The organism is Paenibacillus cremeus (assembly GCF_007786445.1).
Classification (GTDB): Bacteria; Bacillota; Bacilli; order Paenibacillales; family NBRC-103111; genus Paenibacillus_G; species Paenibacillus_G cremeus.
The window spans coordinates 68863-84254 of the sequence record NZ_VNJI01000001.1; the positions used below are offsets into that span (position 1 = coordinate 68863).

Here is a 15392-nt window from a genome sequence, read left to right on the forward strand (position 1 = left end):
GGGGGACGCTTTACTCCGGATCGGGGTGCCCAGCGGTAAGCCATGTGATGCCAGACTGCTCAAGCATCGCAATCCAGTCCGCAGGAGGCGCTTGATCGCATACGATGTGCCAGTTACGCTGCAGCGGAGATATACGGTACGGGTGGCGCAGTCCCAGCTTCGAGCTATCGCTGACGACAATCGTCTCGGCGGCGTGTTCGATCGCTTTGCGGGACACCGCTGCTTTGCCGTCATCTAGACAGGTCAAGCCGGCCTCGGCTTGCAGACCGTCGACGGAGATGAACGCCTTGTCTACGTAATAGCGTTCGAGCAGCGACTCCGTCACGGAGTCTGAACACCGGGCGTGCTTCGCATTAATTTCACCACCGAGCATCACGACGCGTCCGTCGAACTGACCCTGGTTCAAGCGATCGATAAGCAGAGTGGCGGCAGGGATGGAGTTTGTCAGCACGGTCAAGCTGCATTGATTCAAATGCTCGATGACGGCCAAAGCGGTTGTGCCCTCGTCCAAAAACAGCACCTCGCCGTCCTGCACCAGCGCAGCTGCGTACTGGCCGATCCTATGCTTCTCTTCCCTGTACAGCATGATCCGCTCCAGGTGAGGAGGCTCTTTATGCCCCACCAGCTTAACGGCTCCGCCATATACCTTTCTCAGCTTGCCTTCGCTTTCGAGCTCGTCCAAATATCTTCGAACCGATTCCTTCGAAACATCGAACAGCTGAACCAGCTCGGTCGATGTAACCTTCCCCTTGGCGGCTAAAAGCTCTATAATTTGCTGTTTGCGTTCTTCTCCGACGAGCGACACTGGCCCCTCTCCTTCCCATTCCATTGGTATGATCATAGCATAAACGGGGAATGATTCGTATTCCCCTCACATCTCGGGTGCTCCAAAGGAATGCAATTGTGCAAAAGAAAGGAGCCTTCCGGATCAAGAATCAAACCGGAGGCTCCTTTGCCTTTTCAAATATGCTCCAGCCGGTAAAACAACGTGGAGTTGATCACTTGGCGCTCCCGCGGGGAGGATCTGCCCAACAGGCGCCAGCCGGCGAAAGCCATGGCCTGTTCGTCGACCGCCTCGTACATCAATTGTCGCATGCCTGCGGCAGTACGAACGGCGACCAACGCGTCGGCCCGTGTGCGTCGAATTTGCGCCAGCACGTGAGTCTTGCGGGTGACCAAGCTGGCGACAAACACGTGCCGAAACGGCGCATAGTCGAAGTCGGCGCCATCGCCTTGACTCACGCGAATGGCTTCGCCGAGACCGACCCGCTCGAGCAATAACCGCGCCGACTCGCACGCCGCGGGATCCACATCCACGCAGACGACCGGGACCTTCTCCTGCAGATGCAAAATTACAGCGCTTAGTGGGACCGGACCGCTGCCGACAAACACGATCGGCCGCTCCGCATCACCCGCTCGTCGCAGCCTAGCCAACAGCTCCAGCTCGGCGCCGACGAGGGCTTCATACCGATCCCAGTTCGGATACCGGCGAAGCTCCGCCAGGCTGAGGTCATGCTGATCGTGCAGACGGCGGGAATCGAACAGCTCCATTAGGCACTCGGCTTCCGACAATTTGGCAAGCAGTCCGGCACGCAGCGGCGCGATCGTAGTATCCTTCAAGACCCGTTGTACCTCATCCGGTGAGTAGGTCTGGGTTACCAACCGGGACAGCGTGGATACCGCTTCCGCGATGAGGGGGTTACTCGGGGTTAAATCAGACTCCTGATGAAGAAGCGCGTAGGTTTGCTTGACCAATGCGATCAGCTCCGATATCCGTACAGACGGTGCCGACTGGCTGAGCAGGGCGGCATCAGTAGCAGCGTATTCCAAGGACGGTATACCTCCGATCCGTTGTGTTTCCAACGCAGGCGCGTGTACCCCAATATATTCGACAGGCGCGCGTTTTAGACACGGGAGGGGAGAGCTTAAGGCGTCCATATCGCTTTAGATCCACCAAACCGAACCGGGTTCACTCCGTCTTAACCGCTGCCGCTTCCCGCTGCTCCGCCTCCAGAGCCCAGGCTTTAAGCTTCCGGTCGGCCGGAAGGAAAATCGCGAGCAGGCCGATCAGCGGCAGCAGCGCGCAGAGCTTAATGACAAAGTCGATGCTCGACGAGTCGGCCAGCGCCCCGAGCGCAGCCGCCCCCAGGCCTCCGGCGCCGAAAGCGAGTCCGAAGAAAAGGCCTGAGACTGTGCCGATATGGCCGGGAAGCAGTTCCTGCGCGTAGACGACATTCACGGAGCCGCTGGACATAATCGTAAAGCCGATGATGATGCAAAAGACAATGCTAGTCGTAAAGTTCACATAAGGCAGAAGGAAGGCAAAAGGCAGCGCACCGAGAATCGAGAACCAGATCACGTTCCGGCGTCCCCAACGATCGGCCAGCGGTCCCCCGAAGAACGTACCGGCAGCCCCAGCAGCCAGGAAAGCGAACACGCACAATTGCGCTTCCTGAACGGACAGCTGAAACCGATCCATGAGATAAAACGCATAGAAGCTCGTGATCCCGGCTAAATACGCCATTTTGGACGTTAGAATCATCATGAGCACGGATAGCGCAAACCCGACCTTCCGCCGATGAGCGGCAGGCAGCGCCGCACCGCTGCGGCTCCCTCGCTTCTTCACCGCACCCGAGTGCAGCCTGCCGCTGTACCACCGCGCGGTGAACAGCTGAATCACGATGGCCGCGGCAGCCAGAATCGTGAACCACAGAATGCCGGGCTGCCCGAGCGGCACAAAGATCAGCGCGGTCATGATCGGCGCGAGCGCCTGCCCGGCATTGCCGCCGACTTGGAAAATCCCCTGCGCCAGCCCTCTGCGGGCTCCCGCCGCCAAATAAGCAACCTTGGCTGACTCGGGATGGAAGACCGAAGAGCCGATCCCGACCAGCACGACCGAGGCGAGGATCGAGTAGAAGCCCGACGCGAAGGCGAGTCCAAGCACGCCGATCAGCGTGGCCACAACGCCGAGCGGCAGCAAATACGGCTGCGGCTTTCGGTCACTGTACAGCCCGATGGCAGGCTGCAGCACCGAGGCGGTGGCATTCAGCGCGAAGGCGATGAGCCCGAGCTGCGTATACGTAAGGGACAGGGATTCTTTGACGATAGGGAAGATGGCGGGGACGACGGACTGAATCGTATCGTTGAGCAGATGCACCAGACTGACGGCGATCAAAATGCCGAAAACCGTGCTGTTGTGTGCGAGCCCCGCGCCTGCTGCGGGTGCAGCGACCTTCGTTTGCGTTTGCATGCAATTTCTTCCTCCGCTTCCAGATGATTTGGTTTTAGAAAGTATAGCACACAATGCTGGTGAGGTGGCTGCACAATTTTATCCCGATTTCGGTCCAAAAAACACTTGCCTAGCACAAGTACCGCGTGGTAATATGCACTCTAATTGAATACGGACCTTCGGGGCAGGGTGCAATTCCCGACCGGCGGTAAAGGTTCCCGTGAACCTGAGCCCGCGACTCTCCGTTTGCCAGTAGGCAGGCGGTGACTGACTTGGTGCAATTCCAAGGCCGACGGTATAGTCCGGATGGGAGAAGGTCAATCGCAGCCATGGCGCTGGATCGTTTGCTTTTGGGGGCTCGTTCCCCAGAAAAATCGCTCCGGTCCCAGGGTTGTTTGAACATGCCCCGTTATCTTCCAAGATAGCGGGGCATGTCTTCTTTCGAAGGGTCCTATTCAAAAACCGATGAAAGGTTGTTGAATATGGAAAAAACATCACGGATTCACCTGCAAACCACATTTGAGAAAGGCCGACGCGAAGCGAGCACGAGCAAAAGCATCCGGGGCGGCGTCTGGCTAGTCGTCTTGGGAGCCGCTTTATGGGGCGTCGATCCGCTGTTTCGCATCCTGCTGCTCAAGTCGTTTACCTCGGCCCAGATCGTACTGCTGGAGCATCTGCTCCTGATGCTCTACGCCGTTCCGGTGCTGTGGCTCCATCGATCAGAGCTGAAAGGCCTTACGATCCGCCATATCGCCGCACTGCTGTTCATTTCCTGGGGCGGCTCGGCGGTCGCGACCATCTTGTTCACCTCCGCATTTGCCCACGGCAATCCGAACACCGTCCTGCTGCTGCAAAAGGTTCAGCCGCTGTTCGCCATTCTGATGGCGCGGATCATATTGAAGGAGCGGATGTCCAAACGGTTCCCCATCTTGCTGATCGTGGCGCTGCTGGGGACGTACCTGCTGACCTTTGGCTGGACGCTGCCGGTCGGCCAGCTCGCCGAGGTGGCGGCGCTGAGCGGTCTGCTGTCGCTGGGAGCAGCAGCCCTGTGGGGCGGCTCGACGGTGATGGGGCGCTTCGCGCTCGATCAGCTCCGGTTTGAGACGGTGACGTCGCTGCGGTTTGTGCTCGCGCTCCCGCTGCTGTTTGCCATCGCTTGGACGGAAGGAGCAGGATGGCCTTCGACGGCAGGCGGATCGATCCACTGGATTGCGGTGACGGGCAACCTCGTGCTGCAAGCTTTTTTGCCGGGGCTGCTCAGCTTGCTCTTGTACTACCGCGGCTTATCCAACACCAAGGCTTCGTATGCAACGCTGGCGGAGCTGTCGTTCCCGACGGTAGGTGTGCTGATCAACTGGCTCACCTTCGGTCAGACCATTACGGTGCCTCAGCTGACCGGCTTTATTTTGATCTGGGTGGCACTTTACAGCCTCTCGCGCCAAAGCCGGCAATAAGTAAGTAATTAGACAACGGTAAAATAGATGCTTTCCCTTCCCGCGTAAATCGGTTACTCTATAACCTATGGCTACCTTACTACGCGAATGGAAAAACCAAATACTAGATTACAGCCGCAATATTCGTCTTTTTTTCGTTTTTAACTTTTTATGGAATACGGGGCTCGGGATGTTCGGGCTCGTCTACAATTTGTACGTGAGGGCGCTGGGATACGATCAGACGATGGTCGGGCAGCTGGTCGGCATGACGGCCATCGCGTCGGCGATCATTTTGATGCCCGCAGGCATGCTGAACGATCGGTTCGGGCCGAAGCGGCTCGTCTCGATCGGCGTGTTTTTTGTCGTGGCGGCCTTGACGGCCCGCGCCTTAATCGAAGCACAGCAAGGGCTGATCCTCACCGCGTTCCTTGGCGGCATGTCGCAGGCGGTGGTGTCCGCGACGGTCATCCCGTTTATGGCCAACAACTCCACCCCGCAGCAACGGGTGCATATGTTCAGCCTCAATCTGGCGCTGGTCATGCTCGCGAGCGTCATCGGCAATGTGCTCGGCGGGTCGCTTAGCGATGCGATGGAGGCGCTGTTCGGCTTGCAGGAGGTGGTGAGCCTCCGAATTACGCTGCTGATCGGCATGGGCATCGCGGCGCTTGGCTTGTTCCCTGTGCTGATGTACTCTGCCGAAGAAGGGCAGGCGCAGCAGGGAGGCCAAACGACAGGGTGGAGGGAAGCAATCCAGCACCACCGGGCGTCGCTGCAGATCATTGCGCTGTTCGCTTTTCTCAGCCTGCTGTCCGCCTCTGCCGGAGGTATGGTTGTGCCGTACCTGAACGTCTATTTCCAGGATCGCTTCGCCGTATCCAAGACGCTGATCGGTATCGTCGTTTCGCTCGGACAGGGCGCCACGGCGCTGGCGTACCTGCTCGGACCGGCCATCACGCGCAGAATTGGAGAAGCGAAAGCCGTTGCAGTGCTGCAACTCAGCTCGATTCCTTTTCTGCTGCTGACCGCTTATACCACGAATTTCTACACCGCGAGCGCCGGGTACTTATTCCGCCAGGCGTTAATGAATGCGGCCAACCCGTTCTACAACACGATCAAAATGAAATACGTCGACCGTTCCCTGCGCGGGCTAGCTTCCAGCTCGGGGGAGGCGATGTTCAACCTCGGCTGGTTTATCGCATCGCCGATCAGCACGGGATTGGTTGCCCATTACGGCTCCTATTACGGCTATGCCTATGCGTTCAGTATAACGGCCGTGGTGTACACGATCATTTCGATCTTGTTCTATGTCTTTTTCGGGAAAGACCGCTTTCGAGCGGCGGAAGAGGCGTGAAGCATGAAGCTATGATGAAAAGCTCTTGTCTGGGGGATCCATTGAGCCCTTCGGAGAAGGGCTTTTTTAGTAGCTTATTTGCCTTGTGAGGAGACCGCCCCGAGCGCCGGGTAAAGCGGAAAAGCCGCTCTAGAGCGCGAGCGGACCGCCCCGAGCGCCGGGTAAAGCGGAAAAGCCGCTCTAGAGCGCGAGCGGACCGCCCCGAGCGCCGGGTAAAGCGGAAAAGCCGCTCTAGAGCGCGAGCGGACCGCCCCGAGCACCGGGTAAAGCGGAAAAGCCGCTCTAGAGCGCGAGCGGACCGCCCCGAGCGCCGGGTAAAGCGGAAAAGCCGCTCTAGAGCGCGAGCGGACCGCCCCGAACGCCGGGTAAAGCGGAAAAGCCGCTCTAGAGCGCGAGCGGACCGCCCCGAGCGCCGGGTAAGCGGAAAAGCCGCTTTAGGTTTCTTAAGTGATCGATGACCAAAGTAATCCATATACTGGGTAATGATTCAATTGCGAAGCCAGGCCGGCTTGTTCGGAAGGAAGGGAAAGCTTATGGCCATTCGACCGCCGATTCTAAAACCAGGCGATACGATAGGAATTGTTACGCTCGGCAGCCCGCTCGGAACCGATGTGATCAATGCCAACATCAAGGTGCTGGAGAGCATGGGCTTCAGCGTCATCGTAGGTCAGTATGCGTATGCCGCGAACGGCTTCCTCGGAGGAACCGATCAGCAGCGTGCCGCGGACCTCATGCAAATGTTCGAGAACGATCAGGTGAAGCTGATTTTGCCTGCCCGGGGCGGGGTGGGGGTGGCCGGGATTTTGCCATACCTCGACTTTGTCACGATTTACAACAACCCCAAAATCATCTCCGGCTACAGCGACATTACGGTGCTGCTCAATGTCCTTTACCAATTTTCCAACCTCATTACGTTCCAGAGCCTGCTTCTGCTCGACTTTACCCCAAGTACGCCGGCGTACAATTACGATCAGTTTTTTGCGGCCACCTCGACCCTGAACGCCTATCGGCAAATTATGAACCCGCCTGGGCTGCCGCTCGTCAGCAAAGTGCCGGGCAACGTGACCGGGACGATCGTCGGAGGCAATCTGACGTCCTTTGTAGATACGCTGGGGACACCCTACGAGATCAACACAAGGGGCAAAATCCTGCTGCTCGAAGAAACGCACGAACCGATCAACACGGTCTACCGGCTGCTCAACCACCTGAAGCTGGCGGGGAAATTCCAGGATTGCCTCGGCATCATTATGGGCGAATGCACCAACTGCGCGGCGGCTTACGGCAAGTCCTATGAGAACCTGATTACCGAGTTCGTCGTTCCGCTGGGGAAGCCTCTGCTGACGAATTTGACCTCGGCCCACGGCTATTACAAAGCCGCGATTCCGATCGGAGCCCGTGTCAATCTGAATACGTACAATACGACGTTAACCGTGCTGGAGCCCACCGTGAGCAACGTGTAAACAAAAAAGGACCCACAAGCAGCGGGCTGTGGGCCGGAGACAAATATATTAAAAGGAGGGTCAAGATTTATTATAGACCTGCTCCATTAAGAAATGATGGAAATTGGATTGCAGTTTGATTACAAAAAATGGAAACGGGTGACAGCTGCCTTTTCTGCTCAAGTGCCCCAGACGCTGTGAGTAATAATTTCGGTGACCTCGCGTTTCTGCGCTTCATATTGCGCTCTGGTCAGACTCCCGCTCTTCAGCCGTTCCTCCAGCTGCCCCAGCAATTCCGCGCTTTGCAGCGCAATGATCCCGCTCACGTCGGCTTGGTTGGTTATGGCGATGTCCGCCAGCGTACGGCCGTTGTATAACGCTTCATACACCTCTTGCTCCGAAGAGGCTCCGAGGGCGTGCAGAAAATCATCTTGAGGGACGGCGGCCGAAATATCCTGGGTTGGCCGTAAGGCGGCTTGCGCTGTGGTTTTATCGGCGGTCAGCTCCAGTCCGACGGTGAAGGCAATGGCCATCGTGCCGATCATAAGGATGCGTTTCGGATTCATGGTAGATCCTCTTTTCCCAATCAATGTGGATATAACGATTGCTATAGTACATTGTACGTAACGAATCGGGTTCCGTTGCAGGCTTTGCTGCATATTGAGGCTCCAGGCTTGCGGGTGTATGATAAAAGGATAACTATGGCACAGGAATTTATAGTGTCTGTACTGGAGTGATACATAGGATGAAGTCGGATGGGCTGCGGCCGAGACTGCATTACGGATGGATTGTCGTTCTGATTACCTTTTTGACCCTGCTGGTGGCTGCGGGAATCCGCTCGATTCCGAGCATTCTCATGCTTCCCTTCGAAAAAGAATTCGGATGGAGCCGTGCGGATGTGTCCTCGGTCGTTTCGATCAATATTTTTCTGTACGGGTTGATGGGGCCGTTCTCAGCAGCTTTAATGCAGCGGTTCGGCGTCCGCAAAATCATGGTGGGAGCGCTGGTCCTGCTTGCCGTAAGCCTATCGCTGACGCCGCTGATGACCAGCCTCTTGCAGTTCGACCTGCTGTGGGGCGTCGTGGCCGGCCTCGGCTCCGGGACGCTGGCGAACGTGCTGGGCGTGACGGTGGCGGGCCGCTGGTTTACCCAGCGTAGAGGGCTTGTGGTTGGCGTGCTGACCGCCAGCGCCGCGACCGGACAGCTGCTGTTTCTCCCGATGCTGGCCAAGATTACCGTAAGCTCCGGCTGGAAAACCGCGATCTATACGGCGGTGGCCGCGCTGGTGCTGCTGATTCCGATCGTGGCGCTGTGGATGCGCAATCATCCCTACGATATCGGCGCAGCGCCTTATGGAGAGACGGAGCCGGTGAAGCCGTCGAGGTTTCAGGGCAATCTGTTTCTGGAGCCGCTGCGAGCCCTTCGTTCGGCTAGCTCGAGCGGTACGTTCTGGCTGCTCGCCGGCACCTTCTTTTTCTGCGGCTTCTCGACGAATGGGCTGATCGGCACCCACCTGATCCCCGCCTGTGGAGACTATGGCATTCCCGAGGTGACCGCCGCAGGACTGCTCGCGCTGATGGGGATCTTCGACCTGGTCGGCACGACAGTGTCGGGCTGGTTATCCGACCGGTTCGACAGTCGGTGGCTGCTCTTTTGGTACTACGGGCTGCGCGGACTCTCGCTCATCTATTTGCCGCAGGCACTGGGGCTGGGCTCCTGGCAGCTGGTGCTGTTCGCGGTGTTCTATGGGCTCGACTGGATCGCCACGGTTCCGCCTACCGCCAAGCTGTCGGCTGAGTCCGCGGGCAAGGAGCGTGCAGGCATGGTGTTTGGCTGGATCGTGGTAGCGCATCAAGTCGGGGCATCGACGGCGGCTTACGAGGCCGGACTGCTGCGGGATTGGCTGGGGAGCTATACGATCCCGTTCGTTGTATCCGGTCTCGTCTGCCTGATCGCCGCGCTGATGGCGGTGCTGATTCGGCGGGCGAGAGAGGCGGTCCGTCAAGCTCAGGCGTAATCGTTAATCGGGCAAAAAAAGGACGGGGCGTCAGACGCTCCGTCGAGTATGAAAGGGGTGTAGGTGTTGGCGGTGACCTACACTATATAGTACGTTCGGATGCCGGTTTTGAAGCGACGAATAGCCTCTATCAATCGCACATTCTATTATTTTGGAGTTAGATTAGGGTGGAGAAAAAGGAGAGAGTGAAGTGAACGAAACATTATCAGGCCTTGGCGCGACGGAGGATCACGCCAGGCTGCTCTATGATAGCTTCCTGCGTTGGACGGGCAAAGCGCTCATTCAGGCGAGCCCAAATGCTAGTTTGAAGGACCAGCTGTTTCAGTCGTCGACCGTTATTTTATCCCATGGGACCGAGCCCGATCCAGTGCTGAACTACGGCAATCAGGCTGCGCTAAGCCTGTGGGAGATGCCGTGGGAAACGTTCACCGGCACGCCGTCGAGATTAACAGCCGAGCCGATGGAGCGGCAGGAGCGGGCACGCTTTTTCGAAAACGTCACGCGGGACGGGTATGTCGATAATTACACAGGCATCCGGATTTCGCTGAGCGGCCGCCGATTTTACATCATGCAGGCGACCGTATGGAATTTGATCGACGAACAGAATCAATACAGGGGACAAGCTGCGACATTTTCTGACTTCCGATACTGCTAAAAGCCGGGCTGCTGTGTATAAATTTGGGTCATGGCTAATAAAAATAAAGTAATCGCTTACCCGCGATGCAGGTGAAAATAATCAGCGCCGCTAAACCTACCAGTTAAACAATTTTAAGTGAAATTCTGGTTGACAAAGCAGCGCTGATTATTCATAATCAACATTATTCAGGGAAAACGCTTTCCTTAATTTTTTCTGAAAATTATTAAACCGGTTTAATGATTTGCTGAAGGGGGAGATTCGACACACATGCTGTGGTATTTCAAGTCGCTGGGCAAACGTAGAATCATCGAGTTTGTCGTTCTTGTCATTTTTGCAGTATTCTTCATGGGTCCTTTGTTAAACTTATTTTTGTTAGCGTTTACAGGGAAATGGCAGTACCCTGCGCCGCTTCCGCAATCGTGGTCGCTCGACTGGTGGAAGTTCGTGCTTTCCAAGGACGAGGTGGTGAAGTCGATCGGGCTTTCCTTTTTGATCGCCACTGTTGTAACCGCTTTATCAATCCTTATTTGTATTCCGGCTGCGTATGCCTTTGCTCGAATCCGGTTTCCGCTGAGCCGCATGTTTTTATTTTCGTTCTTATTGACGAACGCGTTTCCAAAGATGGGGCTATATGTTTCGATCGCCGTCTTATTTTTCAAGCTGGGTCTCATGAATACGTTCATTGGCGTGGTTCTGATTCATATTGTCAATACGCTGATGTTTATGACCTGGATTCCGTCCTCGGCGTTCCGCAATGTGCACAAAGCACAGGAGGAGTCTGCCCGGGATGTTGGTGCAAGCCCGTTTCGCGTCTTCTGGAGCATTACGTTCCCGATGGCGCTGCCCGGCATTACGGTCGCTTCGATTTTCACGTTTCTCCACTCGCTGGATGAAGCGCAAGGGACGTTCCTTGTCGGAATCCCGGATTTCAAGACGATGCCGGTCATCATGTACTCGATTATTTCCGACTTTCCAAGCACGGCCGGCGCCGTCTTCTCGATTATCTTGACGCTGCCTACGATCGTCCTCCTGCTTGCAGCACAGCGGTTCGTATCGGCGGATGTCATGTCGGGCGGCTTCCAGATGAAATAACAGAACGACACGTTTAGGGAGGACACTATGATTCAGCTATCTGTTCAAAATCTCACCAAGCGCTACAAAACAGGTGAAGGGGTATCCAATATCAACCTTGAGGTGAACAAGGGCGAGCTGGTTACTTTACTTGGGCCCTCCGGCTGTGGAAAAACAACGGTTCTGCGAACGATCGGAGGCTTTCTGGAGCCTGATGCCGGCGATATCTTGATCGAAGGGAAGAGCGTTCTGCAGCTTCCTCCGGAGAAACGCCCCACCGGGATGGTTTTCCAGGGTTACAATCTGTGGCCGCATATGAATGTGTACAACAACCTGGCCTTTGGTTTGAAAATACGTAAGAAAAGCAGCAGCGAAATTGAAGAAGCGGTCAAACGCGTGCTCGACCTGGTGAGGCTTCCCGGGACTCAGAAAAAATTCCCTGGGGAGCTGTCAGGCGGCCAGCAGCAGCGGATCGCAGTAGCGAGGGCGTTCTTGCTGGAGCCGGCGGTGCTGCTGCTCGATGAGCCGTTCTCTGCGCTCGATGCCAAGCTCCGTCACGAAATGCGGGAGGAGCTGCGCGACATTCAAGCCTCTACCGGCCTCACGATGGTGTTCGTTACGCACGATCAGGAGGAGGCGCTGTCTATTTCCGATAAGATCGTCGTAATGAACGCAGGCCATATCGAGCAGATGGCGTCACCGCAGGAAATTTACGACCGGCCGCGCACGCTGTTTGCCGCTCAGTTTATCGGCAAGATGAACTTTATCCAAGGGAACGCGGACGGAAATCGGGTGCATGTGAAGCGGCTGCAGTTCGCTAACGATGAACAGCTGAATGGCTCCGTCACCGTGGCGGTCCGGCCGGAGGATATTGCTTTTGTGAAGCCGGAAGAGGGATTGGAAGCGACGATTCATCAAGTGATGATTCTGGGGCATTACGCGGAGGTATCGCTTGAAACGGAGGCCGGCTTGCTCAAGGCGTTCCTGCCGCGGGATGCGGTGAAGGATCTGCAGCCGGGGCAAGTCGTCGGGTTACTGTTTTCTAAGGTACTGACTTACAACGCAACTTCCGCGTAATGTGCTAGCGGAAGCTGCGTTACAAGTCGGCCTAGAAATATTTGCTTCGCGTGGCCGGCTGCTTCAGCTGGTCCAATAAACCTAAGGGGGAATTAGGGATGGTTGGAATGAAAAAACGTGTAGGTATGGCTCTTTCATCAGTATTGGTGCTATCTGCATTGGCGGGCTGTGGAACAAGCGGTGATAATAAAGCAGCCAGCACTAGCGGAAGCGCAAAAGATGAGTTTTCATTCTACGTGACAGGCTCAGTAAACGTAAAGCAGCTGTGGGAAACGATCATTCCTATGTTTGAGAAGAAGTATCCTAACATTAAAGTAAAGCTGGTTCATATCGATTCCGGCGCAGGCGGGCAATCCACGTATGACCGGATTATGGCGGCGAAGCAGGCGGGGCAGAAGTCCGGCAACATTGACCTCTATGAGAGCAGCTTGAGCGACGTAACCAAGGGCACCAAGGATGATCTTTGGGCGAAGCTCGATCCGGCGAAAATTCAAAACCTGAGCAAAGTGGAAGAAAGCAATATGAAGAACGTCGCGTACATGGGCATTCCTTACCGCTCATCCGCCGTTATTTTGGCCTATAACAGCGCGAAAGTGAAGACGCCTCCGAAGACTGCGGCCGAGATGTACGATTGGATCCGCAAAAATCCGGGCCGTTTCGCTTACAATGATCCTTCGACTGGCGGCTCGGGCGACTCGTTCGTGCAGACCGCGATCTACAACTTCCTTCCGAAGGAAGCGATCACAAGCCAAGATCCGGCGATTATGAGCCAGTGGGACAAAGGCTTCGCGCTGCTGAAGGAGCTTCACCCTTACATGTATCAGAAGGGCGTTTATCCGAAGAAAAACCAAGGGACACTCGATCTGCTCGCCAATGGCGAGGTGGATATGATTCCGACCTGGTCCGACCAGGCGATGGAGCAAATTGCTAAGAAGCTGCTTCCGGATACGACGAAGCTGACGCAAATCGATCCGTCCTTCAACGGCGGGCCAACTTATCTGATGGTACCTAAGCTTTCGGAGCACCAGGATTCGGTGAATACGTTCCTGAACTATGTATTAACGCCGGAAGCGCAGACGGTCGTCGTCAATCAAATGTACGGCTACCCAGGCATCAAATGGACGGAAATGCCGGCCGACATGAAAGAAAAATTTAAAGACGTCATGGGCGGCTACCGTTCGTTTAACATCGGCGATCTGGGTAAGGAAATTCAAAAACGTTGGCAAAGGGATGTTGCCGGACAATGAGTAAACAAGTGAAACAGGGGATTTTCGGGCTGCTGCTCGTCATCCCCTCCTTCCTCCTCCTTTGTTTCATCGTCATCGTGCCGATTATTCTCGCCATCAACGAAAGCTTCAAGAATGACAATGGCGAGTACACCATGGAGCACTATATTTATTTGTTTACCGACAAGGTGAGCACAAGCAACATTCTTTTCACTCTCAAGCTGACCTTGATTTCCGTAATCCTGGTCATCCTGATCGGGTATGCTCTGGCCATCTATATGCGCTTCAGCTCCGGACCGATCGTGCGAGGCATCAAGCGCATGTATATGATTCCGATGTTTATCCCCGGGGTCATCGCTTCGTACGGGATCATTAATATGTATGGCAATCACGGCTGGCTGGCGCGCATCCTGATGCTGTTTGGAAGCGAGACGTTTCCGAAAATCATTTTTGACTACAAGGGTATTATTCTTGCGAACCTATGGTTTAACATTCCGTTTACGACGATGCTGCTGACTTCCGCGTTATCGGGCATCCCGAATGCGATCATTGAAAGCGCCAAGGATATCGGTGCGAGCCGGCTGCAAATTTTTTTCAAGTTTATTTTGCCTCTGTCATACCGGACGACGCTGGTGGCCATGACCTTTATCTTCATGGGCATTATCGGCGGATTTACAGCGCCGTTCCTGATCGGGCCGAACTCGCCGCAGGTGCTCGGCGTATCGATGCGGCAAATTTTCTCGGCGTACCGAGAGCCTCAGCTGGCCAGCGCCAATGCGGTGTTCATGTTCGTTCTCTGCTCTATCATGGGGTACTTCTATATTCGTACGATGATCAAGGATGACAAGGCTTCCGCCCATTAATAATTCGTATGGAGATGGAGAGCACCTCTATGACTCAGGCTAACGCAGCCAATTTATTTCGCAAGCTCACCCGGCACACCAAGTGGGAGCTGAAGCAGGCGATACCTTTGCAATTCAACAATCATCATGCTCAGGGCATGCTCCGGATCGGCGACTTGTTTTATATGTCGTCGGTGGAGTTAAGCGAGTGGCCGAAGAGATACGACGTGCCCAGCGTCGATGGCTTCGACCGGACACCTGGAGTCGGCATGGGGCATCTCTTTGTATTTGATCTGCAGGGGGAGCTCGTGCAGGATGTAATGCTCGGGGAAGGGGATGCGTATCACCCCGGCGGCATCGATTGGGATGGCACCTCCATCTGGGTGCCGGTCGCCGAGTACCGTCCGCAAAGCAGGTCTCTGATGTACCGAGTAAATTTGCAGACCTTGAAGGCGGAAATTGCGTTCCGTGTCCCAGACCATATCGGCGGTGTAGTTCGGCTCGGTCAGGACGGCGATTTGGTAGGCAACAGCTGGGCTTCCCGCAAGTTTTATGTGTGGAACGCGCAGGGGGAGCTGCTGAAGGAGCAGGATAATTCAAGCCATTTCGTGGATTATCAGGACGGCCACTATATCGGGGAGGGGCTAATGCTCGTGAGCGGCATCGCGGAGCTCCCTCATCCAAGTGGCGGTGCCTACGAGCTCGGGGGCTTAGCGTTAATCGACATGCATACGCTCAGGACGCTTCATGAGGTGCCGATTACGCTGTATTCCCCCGGAGGCCATGTCATTACGCGCAATCCGGTGTTCTTGGAGCCGTCGGGGGACGAGCTGCGGCTGTATGCTGTACCGGATGATGATCAGGGGACACTGCTTATTTACGAGACTAGTCACCTGGGTCGCAAGTAAGATGCACTACGAGACCATCTCAGACACTATTGGTTGTTGTGTGAGATGGTCTTTTTGCTGTGCTAATGAAGGGGTTGACTTTTCTAATATCGAGAACGATTTCTTCGAATTCAGCTATTTTTCATATCAGTGGAAGCGCTGTAATTACGACTTTTCATTCCC

14 protein-coding genes and 1 riboswitch are annotated in these 15392 nt (G+C 55.5%); of the genes, 10 read left to right on the top strand and 4 right to left on the bottom strand.

The window, feature by feature from the left end:
• Nucleotides 1-10: 10 nt before the first annotated feature.
• From FPZ49_RS00280 to FPZ49_RS00290, 3 genes are all read right to left on the bottom strand, one after another.
• Nucleotides 11-805 (bottom strand): DeoR/GlpR family DNA-binding transcription regulator, encoded by a 795-nt coding sequence (locus tag FPZ49_RS00280; protein ID WP_186445523.1) that lies wholly within the window; start codon nt 803-805, stop codon nt 11-13.
• A 155-nt stretch (nt 806-960) separates the two neighbouring features.
• The gene (locus FPZ49_RS00285; protein ID WP_261381174.1) at nt 961-1830 is read right to left on the bottom strand and encodes a nicotianamine synthase family protein; all 870 of its coding nucleotides are present in this window, start codon (nt 1828-1830) and stop codon (nt 961-963) included.
• A gap of 139 nt (nt 1831-1969) precedes the next feature.
• A complete protein-coding gene (locus FPZ49_RS00290; RefSeq protein WP_144842353.1) occupies nt 1970-3250 on the bottom strand; it encodes an MFS transporter in 1281 nt (426 codons plus the stop codon).
• 150 nt (nt 3251-3400) lie between these two features.
• Nucleotides 3401-3551: riboswitch (FMN riboswitch) on the top strand.
• Between the two features lie 160 nt (nt 3552-3711).
• On the opposite strand from FPZ49_RS00290, the gene FPZ49_RS00295 reads away from it, so the two are divergent.
• The 3 genes from FPZ49_RS00295 to FPZ49_RS00305 all read left to right on the top strand — a co-directional run bounded on the left by FPZ49_RS00295 (nt 3712) and on the right by FPZ49_RS00305 (nt 7473).
• Nucleotides 3712-4683, top strand: coding sequence for a DMT family transporter (locus FPZ49_RS00295; RefSeq protein ID WP_144842354.1), 972 nt, complete (start codon nt 3712-3714; stop codon nt 4681-4683).
• A gap of 67 nt (nt 4684-4750) precedes the next feature.
• Entirely contained in the window at nt 4751-6013 is a 1263-nt protein-coding gene (locus FPZ49_RS00300) for an MFS transporter (RefSeq protein WP_144842355.1), read from the top strand.
• 533 nt (nt 6014-6546) lie between these two features.
• Entirely contained in the window at nt 6547-7473 is a 927-nt protein-coding gene (locus FPZ49_RS00305; RefSeq protein WP_144842356.1) for a S66 peptidase family protein, read from the top strand.
• Nucleotides 7474-7631: 158 nt separating this feature from the next.
• Here FPZ49_RS00305 and FPZ49_RS00310 read toward each other — a convergent pair whose 3' ends face one another.
• A complete protein-coding gene (locus FPZ49_RS00310; protein ID WP_144842357.1) occupies nt 7632-8018 on the bottom strand; it encodes a hypothetical protein in 387 nt (128 codons plus the stop codon).
• A 179-nt stretch (nt 8019-8197) separates the two neighbouring features.
• Between FPZ49_RS00310 and FPZ49_RS00315 the strand changes: the two genes are divergently transcribed.
• The 7 genes from FPZ49_RS00315 (at nt 8198) to FPZ49_RS00345 (ending at nt 15230) form a co-directional block, all read left to right on the top strand.
• On the top strand, nt 8198-9469 hold the full coding sequence (locus FPZ49_RS00315) for an MFS transporter (protein WP_144842358.1): 1272 nt from the start codon (nt 8198-8200) through the stop codon (nt 9467-9469).
• 190 nt (nt 9470-9659) lie between these two features.
• Nucleotides 9660-10124, top strand: a complete 465-nt coding sequence (locus FPZ49_RS00320; protein WP_144842359.1) for an MEKHLA domain-containing protein — start codon at nt 9660-9662, stop codon at nt 10122-10124.
• Between the two features lie 249 nt (nt 10125-10373).
• Complete coding sequence (locus FPZ49_RS00325; RefSeq protein WP_144842360.1) at nt 10374-11198, top strand: ABC transporter permease; 825 nt, start codon at nt 10374-10376, stop codon at nt 11196-11198.
• Nucleotides 11199-11225: 27 nt separating this feature from the next.
• Nucleotides 11226-12254, top strand: coding sequence for an ABC transporter ATP-binding protein (locus FPZ49_RS00330; protein WP_144842361.1), 1029 nt, complete (start codon nt 11226-11228; stop codon nt 12252-12254).
• 98 nt (nt 12255-12352) lie between these two features.
• Entirely contained in the window at nt 12353-13501 is a 1149-nt protein-coding gene (locus FPZ49_RS00335; protein ID WP_144842362.1) for an extracellular solute-binding protein, read from the top strand.
• Entirely contained in the window at nt 13498-14343 is an 846-nt protein-coding gene (locus FPZ49_RS00340; protein WP_144842363.1) for an ABC transporter permease, read from the top strand. Before FPZ49_RS00335 ends, FPZ49_RS00340 begins: the two co-directional genes overlap by 4 nt.
• A gap of 29 nt (nt 14344-14372) precedes the next feature.
• Nucleotides 14373-15230, top strand: coding sequence for a DUF6454 family protein (locus tag FPZ49_RS00345; RefSeq protein ID WP_144842364.1), 858 nt, complete (start codon nt 14373-14375; stop codon nt 15228-15230).
• The last annotated feature ends 162 nt before the right edge of the window (nt 15231-15392 follow it).

Bases quoted from the DNA above. Each gene is read 5' to 3' on its own strand.
- FPZ49_RS00290 (WP_144842353.1), bottom strand. From the start codon at position 3,250: ATGCAAACGCAAACGAAGGTCGCTGCACCCGCAGCAGGCGCGGGGCTC.
- FPZ49_RS00295 (WP_144842354.1), top strand. From the start codon at position 3,712: ATGGAAAAAACATCACGGATTCACCTGCAAACCACATTTGAGAAAGGC.
- FPZ49_RS00300 (WP_144842355.1), top strand. From the start codon at position 4,751: ATGGCTACCTTACTACGCGAATGGAAAAACCAAATACTAGATTACAGC.
- FPZ49_RS00305 (WP_144842356.1), top strand. From the start codon at position 6,547: ATGGCCATTCGACCGCCGATTCTAAAACCAGGCGATACGATAGGAATT.
- FPZ49_RS00310 (WP_144842357.1), bottom strand. From the start codon at position 8,018: ATGAATCCGAAACGCATCCTTATGATCGGCACGATGGCCATTGCCTTC.
- FPZ49_RS00315 (WP_144842358.1), top strand. From the start codon at position 8,198: ATGAAGTCGGATGGGCTGCGGCCGAGACTGCATTACGGATGGATTGTC.
- FPZ49_RS00325 (WP_144842360.1), top strand. From the start codon at position 10,374: ATGCTGTGGTATTTCAAGTCGCTGGGCAAACGTAGAATCATCGAGTTT.
- FPZ49_RS00330 (WP_144842361.1), top strand. From the start codon at position 11,226: ATGATTCAGCTATCTGTTCAAAATCTCACCAAGCGCTACAAAACAGGT.
- FPZ49_RS00335 (WP_144842362.1), top strand. From the start codon at position 12,353: ATGGTTGGAATGAAAAAACGTGTAGGTATGGCTCTTTCATCAGTATTG.
- FPZ49_RS00340 (WP_144842363.1), top strand. From the start codon at position 13,498: ATGAGTAAACAAGTGAAACAGGGGATTTTCGGGCTGCTGCTCGTCATC.
- FPZ49_RS00345 (WP_144842364.1), top strand. From the start codon at position 14,373: ATGACTCAGGCTAACGCAGCCAATTTATTTCGCAAGCTCACCCGGCAC.